The 15,803-nt window shown below is 50.3% G+C and carries 14 protein-coding genes and 1 other annotated feature; of the genes, 12 read left to right on the top strand and 2 right to left on the bottom strand.

Annotation, left to right across the window (positions count from 1 at the left end; all coding sequences use genetic code 11):
• Positions 1–233: 233 nt before the first annotated feature.
• The 6 genes from B3Z23_RS16460 (at position 234) to B3Z23_RS16435 (ending at position 6,452) form a co-directional block, all read left to right on the top strand.
• On the top strand, positions 234–920 hold the full coding sequence (locus B3Z23_RS16460) for a tRNA/rRNA methyltransferase (RefSeq protein WP_294912238.1): 687 nt from the start codon (positions 234–236) through the stop codon (positions 918–920).
• 202 nt (positions 921–1,122) lie between these two features.
• Positions 1,123–1,194, top strand: coding sequence for a thr operon leader peptide (gene thrL / locus B3Z23_RS16455; RefSeq protein WP_072055937.1), 72 nt, complete (start codon positions 1,123–1,125; stop codon positions 1,192–1,194).
• Positions 1,130–1,252, top strand: a sequence feature (Thr leader region). (Overlaps the previous gene by 65 nt.)
• 26 nt (positions 1,253–1,278) lie before the next feature.
• Complete coding sequence (gene thrA / locus B3Z23_RS16450; protein WP_294912237.1) at positions 1,279–3,741, top strand: bifunctional aspartate kinase/homoserine dehydrogenase I; 2,463 nt, start codon at positions 1,279–1,281, stop codon at positions 3,739–3,741.
• A 2-nt stretch (positions 3,742–3,743) separates the two neighbouring features.
• Positions 3,744–4,673, top strand: coding sequence for a homoserine kinase (thrB, locus tag B3Z23_RS16445; protein ID WP_294912236.1), 930 nt, complete (start codon positions 3,744–3,746; stop codon positions 4,671–4,673).
• 3 nt (positions 4,674–4,676) lie between these two features.
• Positions 4,677–5,969: a threonine synthase gene (gene thrC / locus B3Z23_RS16440; RefSeq protein ID WP_294912235.1), complete on the top strand. Its 1,293-nt coding sequence runs from the start codon at positions 4,677–4,679 to the stop codon at positions 5,967–5,969.
• 78 nt (positions 5,970–6,047) lie between these two features.
• On the top strand, positions 6,048–6,452 hold the full coding sequence (locus B3Z23_RS16435) for a YybH family protein (protein WP_294912234.1): 405 nt from the start codon (positions 6,048–6,050) through the stop codon (positions 6,450–6,452).
• Between the two features lie 65 nt (positions 6,453–6,517).
• Here B3Z23_RS16435 and yaaA read toward each other — a convergent pair whose 3' ends face one another.
• Positions 6,518–7,297: a peroxide stress protein YaaA gene (yaaA, locus tag B3Z23_RS16430; RefSeq protein WP_294912233.1), complete on the bottom strand. Its 780-nt coding sequence runs from the start codon at positions 7,295–7,297 to the stop codon at positions 6,518–6,520.
• Between the two features lie 261 nt (positions 7,298–7,558).
• Between yaaA and tal the strand changes: the two genes are divergently transcribed.
• The 6 genes from tal (at position 7,559) to nhaA (ending at position 15,376) form a co-directional block, all read left to right on the top strand.
• Positions 7,559–8,512 (top strand): transaldolase, encoded by a 954-nt coding sequence (gene tal / locus B3Z23_RS16425; protein ID WP_294912232.1) that lies wholly within the window; start codon positions 7,559–7,561, stop codon positions 8,510–8,512.
• A gap of 100 nt (positions 8,513–8,612) precedes the next feature.
• The gene (gene mog, locus B3Z23_RS16420) at positions 8,613–9,200 is read left to right on the top strand and encodes a molybdopterin adenylyltransferase (RefSeq protein ID WP_294912231.1); all 588 of its coding nucleotides are present in this window, start codon (positions 8,613–8,615) and stop codon (positions 9,198–9,200) included.
• A gap of 118 nt (positions 9,201–9,318) precedes the next feature.
• A complete protein-coding gene (locus tag B3Z23_RS16415; RefSeq protein WP_294912230.1) occupies positions 9,319–10,611 on the top strand; it encodes an MFS transporter in 1,293 nt (430 codons plus the stop codon).
• A 296-nt stretch (positions 10,612–10,907) separates the two neighbouring features.
• Entirely contained in the window at positions 10,908–12,821 is a 1,914-nt protein-coding gene (gene dnaK, locus B3Z23_RS16410) for a molecular chaperone DnaK (protein WP_038023172.1), read from the top strand.
• 103 nt (positions 12,822–12,924) lie between these two features.
• Positions 12,925–14,067, top strand: a complete 1,143-nt coding sequence (gene dnaJ / locus B3Z23_RS16405) for a molecular chaperone DnaJ (protein ID WP_294912229.1) — start codon at positions 12,925–12,927, stop codon at positions 14,065–14,067.
• Positions 14,068–14,206: 139 nt separating this feature from the next.
• On the top strand, positions 14,207–15,376 hold the full coding sequence (gene nhaA, locus B3Z23_RS16400) for a Na+/H+ antiporter NhaA (RefSeq protein ID WP_294912228.1): 1,170 nt from the start codon (positions 14,207–14,209) through the stop codon (positions 15,374–15,376).
• A gap of 94 nt (positions 15,377–15,470) precedes the next feature.
• Here the strand turns inward: nhaA and rpsT are convergent, their stop codons facing one another.
• The gene (gene rpsT / locus B3Z23_RS16395) at positions 15,471–15,734 is read right to left on the bottom strand and encodes a 30S ribosomal protein S20 (protein WP_038023165.1); all 264 of its coding nucleotides are present in this window, start codon (positions 15,732–15,734) and stop codon (positions 15,471–15,473) included.
• Positions 15,735–15,803: the final 69 nt, after the last annotated feature.

The raw sequence follows: 15,803 nt of genomic DNA, 5'->3' as shown, positions 1-15,803 counted from the left end.
TTATTCTCCTTATAGGAGAAATGGCTAAATTATACCGTAGCGCGTGTTTGATACCCACAGTGAATTTAGTGATATTTTAGATTAACTTATTGTAATTCAGGGATAAAAAAATAATTCATTCCTGTATTCTGTCGTTTTTTAGCTCAGCGTATTCTTTAACTGATTAAAATTTCTGATAAAACCGGACAAAATAGCCGACACTGAGTTATTTCGTGCATTGTTAAGGTGATGATATGTCATTTCCGATTATTTTAGTTTCTCCGGCGCGGGCCGAAAATGTAGGGGCGGCGGCCCGGGCGATGAAAACCATGGGGTTTAGTGAGCTACGTATTGTCAACAGCAGTGTCTGGCAGGAGCCTGCCGCTTATCGGGTGGCTCACGGGGCCACCGAGATACTGGATAATGTGCGCCAGTTCCCTGATTTGGCCGCTGCGCTGGCTGATGTTGATTTTTCAGTGGCCACTACGGCCCGCAGCCGTGCCCGATACCATTATTATGCAACACCTCAGCAGGCCGAAGCGCTGCTGAAAGAAAAACAGCAGTGGCTAAACCGGCTGGCATTGATCTTTGGTTGTGAGGAAAGCGGCCTGACCAACGAGGAGCTGGCTCTGGCTGATGTGTTGACCGGGATTCCCATGGCCGTTGACTACCCGTCATTAAACCTGGGTCAGGCGGTTATGGTGCTGTGTTATCAGTTTTCTTCGCTGATGCAGGTAACAGCAAAACCAAAGCCGGAAGCTGATCCGCAACAACTTCAGGCGCTGCGTCAGCGAACGCATCAGTTACTGGAGCGTCTGGCGGTCAGTGATGACCAGAAAATGGCCGACTGGTTGGATCAAAGACTGGGGTTACTGGAGCAGCGGGATAGCGCAATGCTGCATCGTTTATTGCATGATATCGAAAAAAAGATCGCAGAATGATCTGCTGATATATTGATAATTTATAGTGACCTGATCGGAATATTCCGGCAAGAATGTTGTAGATTTATGGTGTTTGGTCGACATTAAAGAATCAATGCGCGGTCTGATTCAGGCGAGTGAAATGACAAAATTATTGACTTATCGGGTGGTTTGTTTTACTTCTGGGTGCAGACAGTTTCGATAAAAGACAGACAGACATTAAATGCGTAATCACAGCCTGAACATTACTATTATTACCACCATCACCATTACCACAGGTAACGGTGCGGGCTGACGCATAACAGGAAAAAACGAAAAAGCCCGCTCCCTAATCAGGTGCGGGCTTTTTTTTCGGCATAAATTCAGGAGTTACAAACCCATGCGAGTGTTGAAATTTGGCGGAACCTCGGTCGCAAACGCAGAGCGTTTTCTGCGTGTTGTCGACATACTGGAAAATTATGCACAGCAGGAACAGGTTGCGACAGTCCTCTCCGCTCCGGCAAAAATTACCAATCACTTAGTTGCTCTTATCGAAAAGACTATCTCAGGTCAGGATGCTTCAGCCAACCTGAATGATGCACGCCAGATTTTCGACCAGTTATTGCAGGGACTGGCGGTTGCTCAGCCAGGCTTCGACTTGCAGGCGATGACCCGGTTTGTCGATACCGAATTCGCTCGCTTACAGCAGGTTATCCTCGGGATTAATCTGCTGGGTCAGTGCCCTGATAGTGTCAATGCTACCGTTATCTGTACCGGTGAAAAACTATCCATTGCGATTATGCAGGCATTGTTACAGGCCCGTGGTCATCAGGTCACCGTTATTGATCCGGTAGAAAAGTTGCTTGCTATCGGCGGTTATCTGGAATCCACCGTGGATATTACCGAATCGAGCCGGCGGATCGCCGCCAGCCAGATTCCGCCAGACAATTATGTACTGATGGCCGGCTTTACTGCCGGAAACGAGCAGGGCGAACTGGTCGCCCTGGGACGTAATGGTTCAGACTATTCCGCCGCCGTCCTGGCAGCATGTTCACGGGCCAGCTGTTGCGAGATCTGGACTGATGTTGACGGTGTTTATACCTGTGACCCGCGTCAGGTACCAGATGCACGGCTGCTGAAGTCGATGTCCTACCAGGAGGCGATGGAGCTCTCCTATTTTGGCGCCAAAGTGCTTCACCCGCGCACCATAACCCCGATTGCCCAGTTCCAGATCCCTTGCCTGATTAAAAACACGGCTAATCCGTCTGCACCAGGAACTCTGATTGCTGCAGGGCAGGGTGAAGATTCGACGCCGGTAAAAGGCATTACCAATCTGAATAACATGGCCATGTTTAATGTTTCAGGGCCAGGAATGAAGGGCATGGTCGGTATGGCGGCCAGGGTGTTTGCCGTGATGTCGCGTAAAGGAATTTCGGTCGTTCTGATTACACAGTCTTCTTCTGAGTACAGTATCAGTTTCTGTGTTCCGCAAAATGAAGCATTGTCTACCCGCCGGGCGCTGGAAGACGAGTTCTATCTGGAGCTGAAAGATGGTTTGCTTGACCCGCTGGAAGTCACAGAAAAGCTGGCGATTATTTCGGTGGTAGGTGATGGAATGCGTACCCTGCGTGGCATCTCTGCAAAATTCTTCTCAGCACTGGCCAGGGCAAACATTAATATTGTCGCCATCGCTCAGGGCTCATCAGAACGCTCTATCTCGGTAGTGGTCAGTAATGATGACGCGACCACCGGGGTGAGGGTGGTCCATCAGATGCTATTCGCGACTGACCAGGTGATCGAAGTGTTTGTGGTCGGTACCGGCGGAGTCGGTGCCGCATTACTCAACCAGTTACATCGCCAGCAATCCTGGCTGAAAAAGAAACATATTGATTTACGGGTATGCGGTATTGCCAACTCGCGGGCATTACTGACCAACGTACATGGTATTCATCTTGACCATTGGCAGGATCAGCTTTCCCGGGCGACCGATGAGTTTTCTCTTGAACACCTGACACGTCTGGTCAAAGAGTACCACCTGCTGAATCCGGTCATTGTTGACTGCACTTCCAGCCAGCAGTTGGCTGATCAGTACGTCGATTTCCTGCGTGAAGGTTTCCATGTGGTAACGCCGAACAAAAAGGCAAATACCTCCTCCCGGGAATACTATCAGCAGATTCGGGCAGCTGCAGAGAAAGCCCGGCGTAAATTCCTGTATGACACGAATGTGGGAGCAGGCCTGCCGGTGATTGAAAATTTGCAGAATCTGTTAAATGCCGGCGATGAACTGATTAAGTTCAACGGTATTCTTTCCGGTTCTTTGTCGTATATTTTTGGCATGCTGGATGACGGTGTATCGCTGTCAGAGGCGACGAGCAAAGCCCGCGAGCTCGGCTTTACCGAACCTGATCCACGGGATGACTTATCGGGAATGGATGTGGCACGAAAACTGCTAATTCTGGCCCGGGAAGCCGGAATGTCGCTGGAGCTGGAAGATATCGTGATTGAGCCCGTGCTGCCGGAAAGACTGCTGTCGCTGGCAGATGCGGATGAGTTTATGCAGCAACTGCCATCGCTGGATGCAGAGTTCTCGGCCCGTGCAGCTAAAGCCCGTGATGAAGGTAAAGTATTACGCTTCGTTGGCGCCATCGATGAACAGGGACATTGCAGTGTGAAAATTGCGGCGGTGGATGGAAACGATCCGCTGTTTAAAGTGAAGAATGGTGAAAATGCGCTGGCATTTTACAGTCGCTACTATCAGCCTCTGCCTCTGGTGCTCCGGGGATACGGTGCCGGTAATGATGTCACCGCGGCCGGGGTGTTTGCAGATTTATTGAGAACTCTGACGTGGAAGCTGGGAGTCTGATCATGGTAAAAGTTTATGCACCCGCCTCTATCGGGAATGTCAGTGTCGGGTTTGATGTGTTGGGCGCGGCGGTTTCGCCGGTCGATGGCACATTACTGGGTGATTGCGTCACTGTCGAAGCGGCGGAATCTTTTCGTCTTGAAAATCGTGGCCGCTTTGTATCAAAACTGCCAACGGATCCGAAAGAGAATATTGTTTATCAGTGCTGGGAACGTTTTTGCCAGGAGGTCGGCCGTGAAGTCCCTGTAAGCATGGTACTGGAAAAGAATATGCCGATTGGTTCCGGACTGGGTTCCAGCGCCTGTTCGGTGGTAGCCGGACTGATGGCGATGAATGAGTTCTGTAACCGGCCTTTGGATGATGACCGGTTGCTGGCCCTGATGGGCGAACTGGAAGGGCGGGTCTCCGGCAGCGTACATTTTGATAATGTCGCTCCCTGCTTTCTGGGGGGGATCCAACTGATGCTGGAAGCTCATGGCATCACCTGTCAGCCCGTACCGGGCTTCGATGAATGGTTCTGGGTAATGGCTTACCCGGGGATTAAAGTGTCCACCGCTGAAGCCAGAGCCATTTTACCGGCGAGTTACAGTAAAGCCGATTGCATTACCCACGGGCGGATGCTTTCAGGATTTATTCATGCCTGTCATACCCGCCAGCCATTGCTGGCTGCCAGCCTGATGAAGGATGTCATTGCTGAACCCTACCGTACCGGACTACTGCCAGGCTTTGCGCAGGCGCGGCAGGCAGTGACAGAACTGGGGGCGCTGGCCTGTGGCATTTCAGGTTCAGGGCCGACATTGTTTGCGGTCTGTGACACACCTGAAGTGGCTGAGCAGGCTAAGGCATGGCTGCAGCAACACTATCTGCAGAATGATGAAGGCTTCGTACATATTTGCCGTCTTGATACGACGGGCGCACGTAAACTGGGATAAGCGATGAAATTATATAATCTGAAAGATCATAACGAGCAGGTCAGTTTCACTCAGGCCGTAAAGCAGGGCCTGGGTTCACAACAGGGGCTGTTCTTCCCGAATGAACTGCCAGAGTTTGAACTGACCGAAATTGATCAGTTGCTGGAGCTGGATTTTGTCAGCCGCAGCAGCAAAATTTTGTCGGCATTTATCGGTGATGAGATCCCTGAAGCAGAACTGGCTGAACGGGTAAAGGCTGCGTTTGCTTTCCCGGCTCCGGTGCAGCCTGTCTCAGACGATATCGCCTGCCTGGAGTTGTTCCACGGCCCTACACTGGCATTCAAAGACTTTGGCGGCCGGTTTATGGCACAGATGCTGGCTTTGAGCAGTGATAAAGATGAGAAAATCACTATTCTGACAGCAACCTCCGGAGATACCGGCGCGGCGGTGGCTCATGCTTTTTATGGCATGGAAAATATCCGGGTGGTTATTCTCTATCCTCAGGGAAAAATCAGTCCACTACAGGAAAAACTGTTCTGCACCCTCGGTGGGAATATCCAGACCATTGCGGTAGATGGCGATTTTGATGCCTGCCAGTCACTGGTGAAACAGGCATTTGATGATCAGTCACTGAAGCAGTCGATTGGCCTTAATTCCGCGAACTCTATTAATATCAGCCGCTTACTGGCTCAGGTCTGCTATTATTTCGAAGCGGTAGCTCAGTTACCCCAGGAAAAACGTAACCAACTGGTGATTTCAGTACCCAGTGGAAACTTCGGTGATCTTACCGCAGGGTTACTGGCGAAAAGCCTTGGACTGCCGGTAAAACGTTTTATTGCCGCGACCAATGCCAATGATACGGTTCCTCGTTTCCTGAGCAGCGGTGAGTGGGCGCCGAATAAGACCGTCGCAACGCTTTCTAATGCCATGGATGTCAGCCAGCCGAACAACTGGCCACGCGTCGAGGAGTTATTCCGCCGTAAAACCTGGCAACTGGACGAGCTGGCCTACGGCGCACTGAGCGACGAGCAGACCCGTGCAGCGATGCGTGAGCTGGCCGCAGAAGGTTATATCTCTGAACCTCATGCCGCAATTGCATGGCGTATGCTGCGTGACCAGTTACAAGAGGGGGAATATGGGTTATTCCTGGGCACCGCGCATCCGGCAAAATTCAAAGAGAGCGTGGACGAGATTCTGCAGAAAGATCTGCCGTTACCGGCCGAATTAGCTGAACGTGCCGATCTGCCTCTGCTGTCCGATAACTTACCGGCAGATTTTGCTGCGTTAAACGAGTATCTGCTGACCAAACGCATCTGATCCTTTCGGTAATGACTCTCCTGCAGGCGCTGTTTGCTTGCAGGTTTTCCACTATCCCTCCAGCCAGCCGGAGCTATGATGACTACCCACCCTGTTCGGCAGATTATCGAATATTGTGACCGGGCGATTTCTGCCGGGGACTTTGATGCAGTGATGGAGCATTACACTGAAGATGCAGCACTGGTGATTAAGCCCGGTATGATTGCCCGCGGAAAATCCGATATTCGTCAGGCCTTTGGGCTGATTTCTGACTATTTTCAGGGACAGTTACAGGTCACCCAGGGGAATATGCAGGTGATTGAAGCGGGGGAAGATGCCCTGGTAATCATGGAAACTCAGTTAAAATTCCCGGGCCCGCACGGAGAACCCGTGGAAATCAGTCGTCGGGCGACCTATGTTTTTCGGAAAGAACCGGACGGACGCTGGTTATGCAGCATTGATAATTCATACGGTACGGATCTATTGGATACAGAAACAGCCTGAGTTTGTTTGGGATTGCCGTCGTCACTGAATGCTCAACCTCCATTAGCCACGACGGTCTCCTTCGGTCAGGCTGATTGTTCGTGGCGTTTAAACACCAGTTCCTGTCCGTCGCTGGCAGCACCGTCAAAAAAGTAGCCTTCACTGTCGAAAGCGGTCAGTTGTTCAGGGCTGGTCAGGCGATTCCGTATGATGTAACGGCACATCAGCCCGCGGGCTTTCTTCGCGTAGAAACTGATGACTTTAAATTTACCGTTCTTCTCATCCAGGAATACCGGTTTAATAATTTTACCGGCCAGCTGTTTTGGTTTTACGGCTTTGAAATACTCATCAGAAGCCAGGTTAATCAGTACATCATCGCCCTGGCCTGCCAGAGCTTCATTAAGCACTTTGGTCAACCGGTCTCCCCAGAAACTATAGAGATCTTTGCCTTGCGGATTCGCCAGTTTAATTCCCATTTCCAGCCGGTAGGGTTGCATTAAATCAAGCGGGCGAAGTACACCATATAATCCCGAGAGCATACGCAGGTGTTGTTGGGCGAAACTAAAATCATCGTCACTCAGGCTATCAGCCGCAAGCCCGGTATAGACATCACCTTTAAAGGCCAGAATAGCCTGACGAGCATTGTCAGGGGTAAAATCTGCCTGCCAGTCATTGAATCGCTCAGCATTCAGATGGGCCAGTTTATCACTGATACTCATCAATGAAGCCACCTGTGCCGGGGACAACTGACGGGCTACATCAATTAATTGTTGAGAATATTTTAACAGTGCTGGTTGGGTATATTTTTGGGTCGCCAGCGGGCTTTCATAATCCAGCGTTTTGGCCGGAGAGATAACCATCAACATCGTTTAATCCTTATATCTGGCCCGCGTGGGCTCACTGTTTTACCGGCAGTGTAACAAAAAAGTTGCACGGATAGATCAATCGTTGTCATTCATCCGGGCTATGGTATAAGGCAGATGGCCGGGAAAACCGGGGGCGAATGCCTGTGTTGTACAATGCGATTTCGTGATTGTTTCGCCGGGCTGGTCTTGCACCTCAGGAAGTGCGTGATATTATCCGGAGAGGATTTTTTACCCTGACAGTTCAACAGAAGAGAAGCAAACATGACGGACAAACTTACCTCACTGCGCAAGTTAACCACAGTCGTTGCCGATACGGGTGACATTGCAGCAATGAAACTGTACAAACCACAGGATGCAACCACTAACCCTTCACTGATTCTCAATGCTGCTCAGATTCCTGAATACCGTAAGCTGATTGATGAAGCTATCGAATGGGCACGTAAGCAGAGCAACGATAAAGATCAGCAGATTGCTTTCGCCTCTGACAAGCTGGCCGTAAATATCGGTCTGGAAATTCTGAAATTAATCCCTGGCCGCATTTCGACCGAAGTTGATGCTCGTCTGTCTTATGACACCGAAGCCAGTATCGCTAAAGCTCATAGCCTGATTAAACTGTATAACGATGCGGGTATCAGCAATGATCGTATTCTGATCAAACTGGCTTCCACCTGGCAGGGGATCCGCGCGGCAGAACGCCTGGAAAAAGAAGGCATCAACTGTAACCTGACACTGCTGTTCTCTTTTGCTCAGGCACGGGCTTGTGCTGAAGCGGGTGTTTTCCTGATTTCTCCGTTCGTCGGTCGTATCCTTGACTGGTACAAAGCTAATACCGACAAAAAAGAGTACGCACCTCACGAAGATCCGGGTGTAGTTTCTGTCGCTGAAATCTACAACTACTATAAACAGCACGGTTATGAAACTGTCGTTATGGGCGCAAGTTTCCGTAACACCGGCGAAATTCTTGAGCTGGCCGGTTGTGACCGTCTGACCATTTCTCCGGGACTGCTGAAAGAGCTGTCAGAAACTGACGGTGAAGTTGAGCGCAAGCTGAGCTACAGCGGTGAAGTGAAAGCCCGTCCGGAAAAAATGTCAGAAGCTGAATTCCTGTGGGAACATAACCAGGATCCAATGGCTATCGATAAACTGGCTCAGGGTATCCGTAACTTTGCTCTGGACCAGGGCAAACTGGAAAAAATGATTGCAGATCTGCTGTAATTAACCTGCCCGCAGCAGTGTTGTTGCTGCGGGATATCAGCATTCCCTTTTATTCCCCGCATTTGCTGCCATCGGCAGCCCTCAGATAAAGCGAATTATCATGACTACTTTACGTATCGGACTGGTATCCGTTTCCGACCGCGCCTCTCAGGGGGTATATCAGGATCAGGGGATACCGGCCCTCAGTGAATGGCTGTCCCGGGCGCTGATCACGCCGTTTCAGTTGGAAAGTCGGGTGATCCCGGACGAGCAAGCGTTGATAGAACAGACTCTGATCGATCTGGTCGATGAGCAACATTGTCACCTGGTGTTGACCACGGGTGGTACCGGGCCTGCTTTGCGTGATGTGACCCCGGATGCAACTCTGGCAGTGGCTGACCGTGTGATGCCTGGTTTTGGCGAGCAGATGCGCCAGATCAGCCTAAATTTTGTTCCGACGGCGATTCTGTCACGGCAGACCGGGGTTATCCGTAAGCAGGCACTTATCCTGAACCTGCCAGGTCAGCCAAAATCGATTAAAGAAACACTGGAAGGGCTAAAAGATGAGTCCGGCCAGGTCAAAGTTGCCGGTATCTTTGCGAGTGTACCCTATTGTTTACAGTTGCTGGAAGGGCCTTATATCGAAACCGAGCCACAGGTGGTAGCAGCATTTCGCCCTAAAAGTGCAAGGCGTGAGATAAACAACTAAAAATAAAGTTTTTTAAGGATAAAATTCATTGGTGCTGGTGTGGTGATTGATTGCCGATATAGTAAGAAAATATTTACAAACATCCCTTTGGCCACACCTCTGAAAAGTATATTTTATTATGGATAATCGTCCCTCAAGTCGCCTGAGCGCGCAGGACTACAAAACACTCATTCTTGCCGCGTTGGGCGGTGCCCTGGAATTTTACGATTTTATTATTTTCGTGTTCTTCGCTGCGGTTATCGGCGACCTGTTCTTCCCGGAGGATATTCCTGAATGGTTACGTCAGGTTCAGACCTTTGGTATTTTTGCTGCCGGATATCTGGCCAGGCCTCTGGGCGGGATTGTAATGGCGCATTTTGGCGATATTCTTGGGCGTAAGAAGATGTTTAGCCTGAGTATTTTGTTAATGGCACTGCCGACTCTGGCGATGGGATTATTACCTTCCTACCAGTCAATCGGTCTGGCTGCTCCGCTGTTGATGTTACTTATGCGTTTATTACAGGGGGCGGCCATTGGTGGTGAGGTACCTGGTGCCTGGGTGTTCGTTGCCGAACATGTCCCGGGCAACCGGACTGGCATTGCCTGTGGCACACTCACCGCCGGGTTAACGGTAGGCATCCTGCTGGGATCACTGGTGGCTGGCCTAATTAACCGCAGTATGTCTCCGGAGTTGGTTGCCTCCACCGGTTGGCGGCTGGCATTTCTTCTCGGTGGTGTTTTCGGTTTTGTGGCGTTGTACCTGCGTCGCTGGTTGCAGGAAACGCCGGTATTTCGCCAGATGCAGCAGCAAAAATCATTATCTGAAGCCATGCCATTGAATACGGTTATTCGTTTCCACCGTAAAAGTTTGCTGATCTCGGTACTGCTGACATGGCTGCTGTCCGCTGCTATCGTGGTGATTATTCTGATGGCTCCGGCATTAATGCAAAAAATGCATCATATTCCGGCTGCACTCAGTCTGCAGGCTAACAGTATCGCCACGGTCATGCTGTTATTAGGGTGCATTATTGCCGGCTGGCTGGTTGACCGTTTTGGTGCCGGACTTTGTTTATCCGTAGGCTGCCTGTTACTGGCCATTAGCAGTGGGCTATTTTTCCATGTTATCGCCACTCATCCACAGTATCTTATTGCTGTTTATGCACTGACCGGACTCTGCGTCGGGACTGTCGGGATAGTGCCGTATATTATGGTACGGGCTTTCCCACCAGCGGTTCGTTTCAGTGGTATTTCTTTGGCCTATAACCTCTCTTATGCATTGTTCGGTGGCCTGACTCCTGTCTTTGTGACGCTGGCATTAAGGATGACCCCACTGGCTCCTTGCGGCTACATTGTCGGGTTATGTGTGATGGGGGCGGTGACTGGTTTATATCTGCACTCGCAGACCCGTTCTACCGGCCAGGCCAGAGCCTGAATACACAGGGGGGCTCCCCCTGTGTATTTACACCTTCTTTCTCACCGTTATACGCTGGCGGGCCGAACCCATATGACATGCGTACCATGATTGACAAGCCTGCTGTCATCACGCTGCTTTTTTTTACTTTTTTTTACTCCGACCCTTGATGGTCGTCAAACTGACCCCATCTAGTTCTCATAGCGAGTTATGAGCCGAAAAAAAATATGCAATCCGGGGCTTGAATTAATCACCTGTGACCGCATTTAAGGTTCATATCCGAACGAAAACAGAATTTAAGTGGGAGATGTGTAGAGATGGGTAAAATTATTGGTATTGACCTTGGTACAACCAATTCATGTGTAGCAATTATGGATGGTGGTAAAGCACGCGTACTGGAAAATGCTGAGGGTGATCGTACAACACCTTCAATCATCGCTTACACCCAGGATGGCGAAACTCTGGTAGGCCAGCCTGCTAAACGTCAGGCCGTGACTAACCCGCAAAACACTCTGTTTGCTATCAAACGTCTGATTGGTCGTCGTTTCCAGGACGAAGAAGTTCAGCGTGACCTGAAAATTATGCCTTATAAAATCATCGGTTCTGATAACGGTGATGCATGGCTGGATGTGAAAGGTCAGAAAATGGCACCACCGCAGATCTCTGCGGAAGTGCTGAAAAAAATGAAGAAAACGGCTGAAGATTATCTGGGTGAGCCAGTGACTGAAGCGGTTATCACTGTACCTGCATACTTCAACGATGCGCAGCGTCAGGCGACTAAAGATGCCGGTCGTATCGCAGGTCTGGAAGTCAAACGTATCATCAACGAACCTACCGCTGCAGCACTGGCATACGGTATGGATAAAGGCCAGGGCAACCGTACTATTGCGGTCTATGACCTGGGAGGTGGTACTTTCGATATTTCGATCATCGAAATCGATGATGTTGATGGCGAAAAAACCTTCGAAGTTCTGGCAACCAATGGTGATACTCACCTGGGTGGTGAAGACTTCGACAGCCGTCTGATCAACTACCTGGTGGACGAGTTTAAGAAAGAGCAGGGCATTGATCTGCGCAACGATCCACTGGCAATGCAACGTCTGAAAGAAGCGGCTGAAAAAGCGAAAATCGAACTCTCTTCTGCACAGCAGACTGACGTTAACCTGCCATACGTGACTGCCGATGCGACAGGCCCTAAACACCTGAACATCAAAGTGACGCGTGCAAAACTGGAAGCACTGGTCGAAGATTTGGTGAGCCGTTCTATCGAGCCACTGAAAGTTGCTCTGAAAGATGCCGGTCTGTCAGTCTCTGACATCAATGACGTGATTCTGGTGGGCGGACAGACCCGTATGCCATTGGTTCAGACCAAAGTAAAAGAGTTCTTTGGTAAAGAACCGCGTAAAGACGTTAACCCGGATGAAGCGGTAGCTGTAGGTGCAGCGGTTCAGGGTGGTGTACTGGCTGGTGATGTTAAAGATGTTCTGTTGCTGGACGTCACTCCGCTGTCCCTGGGTATTGAAACCATGGGTGGTGTGATGACCAGTCTGATCAGCAAAAACACCACTATCCCGACCAAGCACAGCCAGGTGTTCTCTACAGCTGAAGACAATCAGTCTGCGGTAACTATCCATGTGTTGCAGGGTGAGCGTAAACGTTCATCTGATAACAAGTCACTGGGTCAGTTCAACCTGGACGGTATTCAGGCAGCGCCACGTGGTATGCCACAGATCGAAGTGACTTTTGACATCGATGCGGATGGTATCCTGCACGTGTCTGCTAAAGACAAAAACAGCGGTAAAGAGCAGAAGATTACCATTAAGGCTTCTTCCGGTCTGAACGATGAAGAAATCGAAAAAATGGTCCGTGATGCAGAACTGAATGCTGAATCTGACCGTAAATTCGAAGAACTGGTTCAGGCGCGTAACCAGGGTGACCAGGTGGTACACAGCACCCGTAAACAGTTAGAAGAAGCTGGCGATAAATTATCTGCTGAAGATAAAGCACCGATTGAGTCTGCACTGACTGCGCTGGAAACTGCGCTGAAAGCAGAAGATAAAGCCGATATCGACGCTAAAATTCAGGCGCTGGTTGAGGTGTCCGGTAAGCTGATGGAGCTGGCACAGCAGCAGGCTCAGGCGAACGGTGAAACTCAGGGTGCAGACGCTTCTGCTCAGAAAGATGACGATGTCGTCGACGCTGAATTTGAAGAAGTAAAAGACAAAAAATAATTGCCCATGACCGGGCTCAGCGGCAGGCAACTCTGTCGCTGCTAACCAGCACGGGCGTCGGAGAATATCCACGCCCGTGCGATCATGTTAAAGGCAATGAAAAATGGCGAAGAGTGATTACTACGAGGTTTTAGGCGTATCCAAATCAGCGGATGAGCGTGAAATCAAAAAAGCCTATAAACGGCTGGCAATGAAATATCACCCTGACCGTAACCCGGGCGATACCCAGGCTGAAGAGAAGTTTAAAGAAGTTAAAGAAGCCTATGAAATTCTGACAGATGAGCAGAAGCGTGCAGCTTATGACCAGTACGGCCATGCGGCGTTTGAACAGGGTGGCATGGGCGGCGGCGGATTCGGCGGTGGCTTCGGTGGTGGCGGCGCAGATTTCGGCGATATCTTCGGTGATGTATTCGGTGACATTTTTGGCGGCGGTCGTCGCCAGCGTGCTGCCCGGGGTTCCGATCTGCGTTACAACATGGAACTGACTCTTGAAGAAGCGGTTCGTGGCGTGACTAAAGAGATCCGTATTCCGACACTCCAGGAATGCGATACCTGTCATGGTAGCGGAGCGAAAGCAGGCTCCAAACCGCAAACCTGTACTACCTGCCAGGGTGCAGGTCAGGTACAAATGCGTCAGGGTTTCTTCACGGTGCAGCAACCCTGTCCGACCTGTCAGGGGCGGGGAACCATCATTAAAGATCCGTGCAACTCTTGTCACGGTCATGGTCGTGTAGAGAAAACCAAAACGCTGTCAGTAAAAATTCCGGCAGGCGTGGATACCGGAGATCGCATTCGTCTGAGTGGCGAAGGTGAAGCGGGTGAGCAGGGCGCACCAGCCGGTGATCTTTATGTACAGGTCTCGGTGAAAAAACACCCGATCTTCGAGCGTGAAGATAATAATCTCTATTGCGAAGTGCCGATTAACTTTGCTATGGCGGCTCTGGGGGGGGAGATTGAAGTGCCTACCCTGGACGGAAGGGTGAAGCTGAAAATCCCTGCCGGCACGCAAACCGATAAATTATTCCGGATGCGTGGCAAAGGTGTGAAATCGGTACGTGGCGGTTCTGTCGGCGATTTGTTGTGCCGTGTGGTCGTCGAAACACCGGTGAATCTGAGTGAGAAGCAGAAAGAGTTACTCAGTGAACTGGGTGAGACTCTGGGCGGTCCCTCAGGTGACAATAACAGTCCCCGTTCGAAAAGCTTCTTCGATGGTGTGAAGAAATTCTTTGACGATTTGACCCGATAAACTACCGGTTCAACGAAACAAGCCAGTACTCTGTTGTGCTGGCTTTTTTTTGTATATTAATCCTGGAATGTTTGGCAATCAGTCACATAACTGAGATCATTATCCAAACCGTAACAATAAACCGGAAGGATGCAGACTGATGTCAGTTTTGAAAAAAATATTCCTGAGCGAGGCGGCCGGAGGTGTGGTCTTAATCGTTGCCGCGATACTTGCCATGGTGCTGGCAAACGCCAGCTGGAGTGCGGAGGGATATCAGCATTTCCTGCATTTTACCCTGTCGGAAGGCAGCAGTGCTGATGCACATCCTCACAATACCTTGTTCTGGATTAATGATGCCCTGATGGCGCTTTTTTTTCTGCTGGTCGGGCTGGAGGTCAAACAGGAGCTGGTCAGTGGTGCGCTGGCAACCCGTCAGCAGGCTATTTTTCCGTTATTGGCCGCGCTGGGGGGAATGATTGCTCCGGCCGTAATCTTTCTGGTGGTTAACGGGCATCAGCCTGAATTTCGCAATGGTTGGGCCATTCCTACCGCCACGGATATCGCTTTTGCACTGGGTATATTGGCATTACTGGGGCACAGAGTTCCGGCGGTTCTGCGGGTGTTTCTGATGGCCCTGGCGGTGATCGATGATCTGGGGGCTATTATTATCATTGCCCTGTTCTACAGTAGCGATATCTCTCTGTTGGCGCTGGCTGCCATGGCAGTGATGGTATTGATTCTGGCACTGATGAATCGTGCCGGTGTACAAAAGCGCAGCATCTGGCTACTGGCCGGGGTTGTATTGTGGTATGCGGTACTCTCTTCAGGAATACATGCCACCATTGCCGGTGTTATCCTGGGACTCATGATGCCGGTGAAGGGGCAGGGTGAACATTCCGCTGCGATAAAACTGGCGCACAGTCTCGCCCCCTGGAGTCGCTGGCTGATCCTGCCTTTGTTTGCCTTTGCCAATGCCGGAGTCGTGCTGGATAACCTGAGTCTGTCAGATGTGATATCGCCTTTACCCTTAGGTATTATTGCAGGTTTGCTGATTGGTAAACCGCTGGGAATTTCCCTGGTCTGCTGGCTGAGTACAAAACTGGGGATTGCCAGATTTCCGGGCAAAACCGGTATTGCCGATATCGCGACCATCGGTGTGTTGTGCGGTATTGGTTTCACCATGTCGATATTTATTGCCTCACTGGCATTTGGCCTGCAGTATGCGCAGCTGGTGAATGAGGCTAAGCTGGGGATTCTTGGTGGCTCAATTCTGTCTGCTGTCGTTGGGTACGTACTCCTTCGACTACGTTATGCGGCACCATCGAACTAACAGACTGACCGGTCAGTAATCTCTGGCCGGTAGATTTCAGGTATAAAAAAACCGGCCAGAGCCGGTTCTTTTCAAAGCGACAACAATCAGGCGATTAAGCCAGTTTGTTGATCTGTGCAGTCAGATTAGCTTTATGACGTGCAGCTTTGTTTTTGTGGATCAGACCTTTAGCAGCCTGACGGTCCACGATTGGTTGCATTTCGTTAAATGCGTTCTGCGCAGCTGTTTTATCGCCAGCAGCGATTGCAGCGTATACTTTTTTGATGAAAGTACGCAGCATTGAGCGACGGCTTGCATTGTGCTTGCGACGTTTCTCAGATGTTACAGCGCGTTTCTTAGCTGATTTGATATTAGCCAAGGTCCAACTCCCAAATATGTTCTATATGGACAAATCAAAGGCCGAGGACTATGCCTTTTGCGCCTTCTT

The sequence above is a fragment of the Tatumella sp. UBA2305 genome, assembly GCF_002345795.1.
GTDB classification, from domain to species: Bacteria; Pseudomonadota; Gammaproteobacteria; order Enterobacterales; family Enterobacteriaceae; genus Tatumella; species Tatumella morbirosei.
This window is presented reverse-complemented; position numbering and strand designations above follow the sequence as displayed.

Excerpts from the sequence above, each read along its gene's own strand:
- thrB (WP_294912236.1), top strand. The coding sequence starts at position 3,744 with ATGGTAAAAGTTTATGCACCCGCCTCTATCGGGAATGTCAGTGTCGGG.
- mog (WP_294912231.1), top strand. The coding sequence starts at position 8,613 with ATGACTACTTTACGTATCGGACTGGTATCCGTTTCCGACCGCGCCTCT.
- B3Z23_RS16460 (WP_294912238.1), top strand. The coding sequence starts at position 234 with ATGTCATTTCCGATTATTTTAGTTTCTCCGGCGCGGGCCGAAAATGTA.
- tal (WP_294912232.1), top strand. The coding sequence starts at position 7,559 with ATGACGGACAAACTTACCTCACTGCGCAAGTTAACCACAGTCGTTGCC.
- nhaA (WP_294912228.1), top strand. The coding sequence starts at position 14,207 with ATGTCAGTTTTGAAAAAAATATTCCTGAGCGAGGCGGCCGGAGGTGTG.
- B3Z23_RS16415 (WP_294912230.1), top strand. The coding sequence starts at position 9,319 with ATGGATAATCGTCCCTCAAGTCGCCTGAGCGCGCAGGACTACAAAACA.
- thrC (WP_294912235.1), top strand. The coding sequence starts at position 4,677 with ATGAAATTATATAATCTGAAAGATCATAACGAGCAGGTCAGTTTCACT.
- yaaA (WP_294912233.1), bottom strand. The coding sequence starts at position 7,297 with ATGTTGATGGTTATCTCTCCGGCCAAAACGCTGGATTATGAAAGCCCG.
- B3Z23_RS16435 (WP_294912234.1), top strand. The coding sequence starts at position 6,048 with ATGACTACCCACCCTGTTCGGCAGATTATCGAATATTGTGACCGGGCG.
- dnaJ (WP_294912229.1), top strand. The coding sequence starts at position 12,925 with ATGGCGAAGAGTGATTACTACGAGGTTTTAGGCGTATCCAAATCAGCG.
- dnaK (WP_038023172.1), top strand. The coding sequence starts at position 10,908 with ATGGGTAAAATTATTGGTATTGACCTTGGTACAACCAATTCATGTGTA.
- thrA (WP_294912237.1), top strand. The coding sequence starts at position 1,279 with ATGCGAGTGTTGAAATTTGGCGGAACCTCGGTCGCAAACGCAGAGCGT.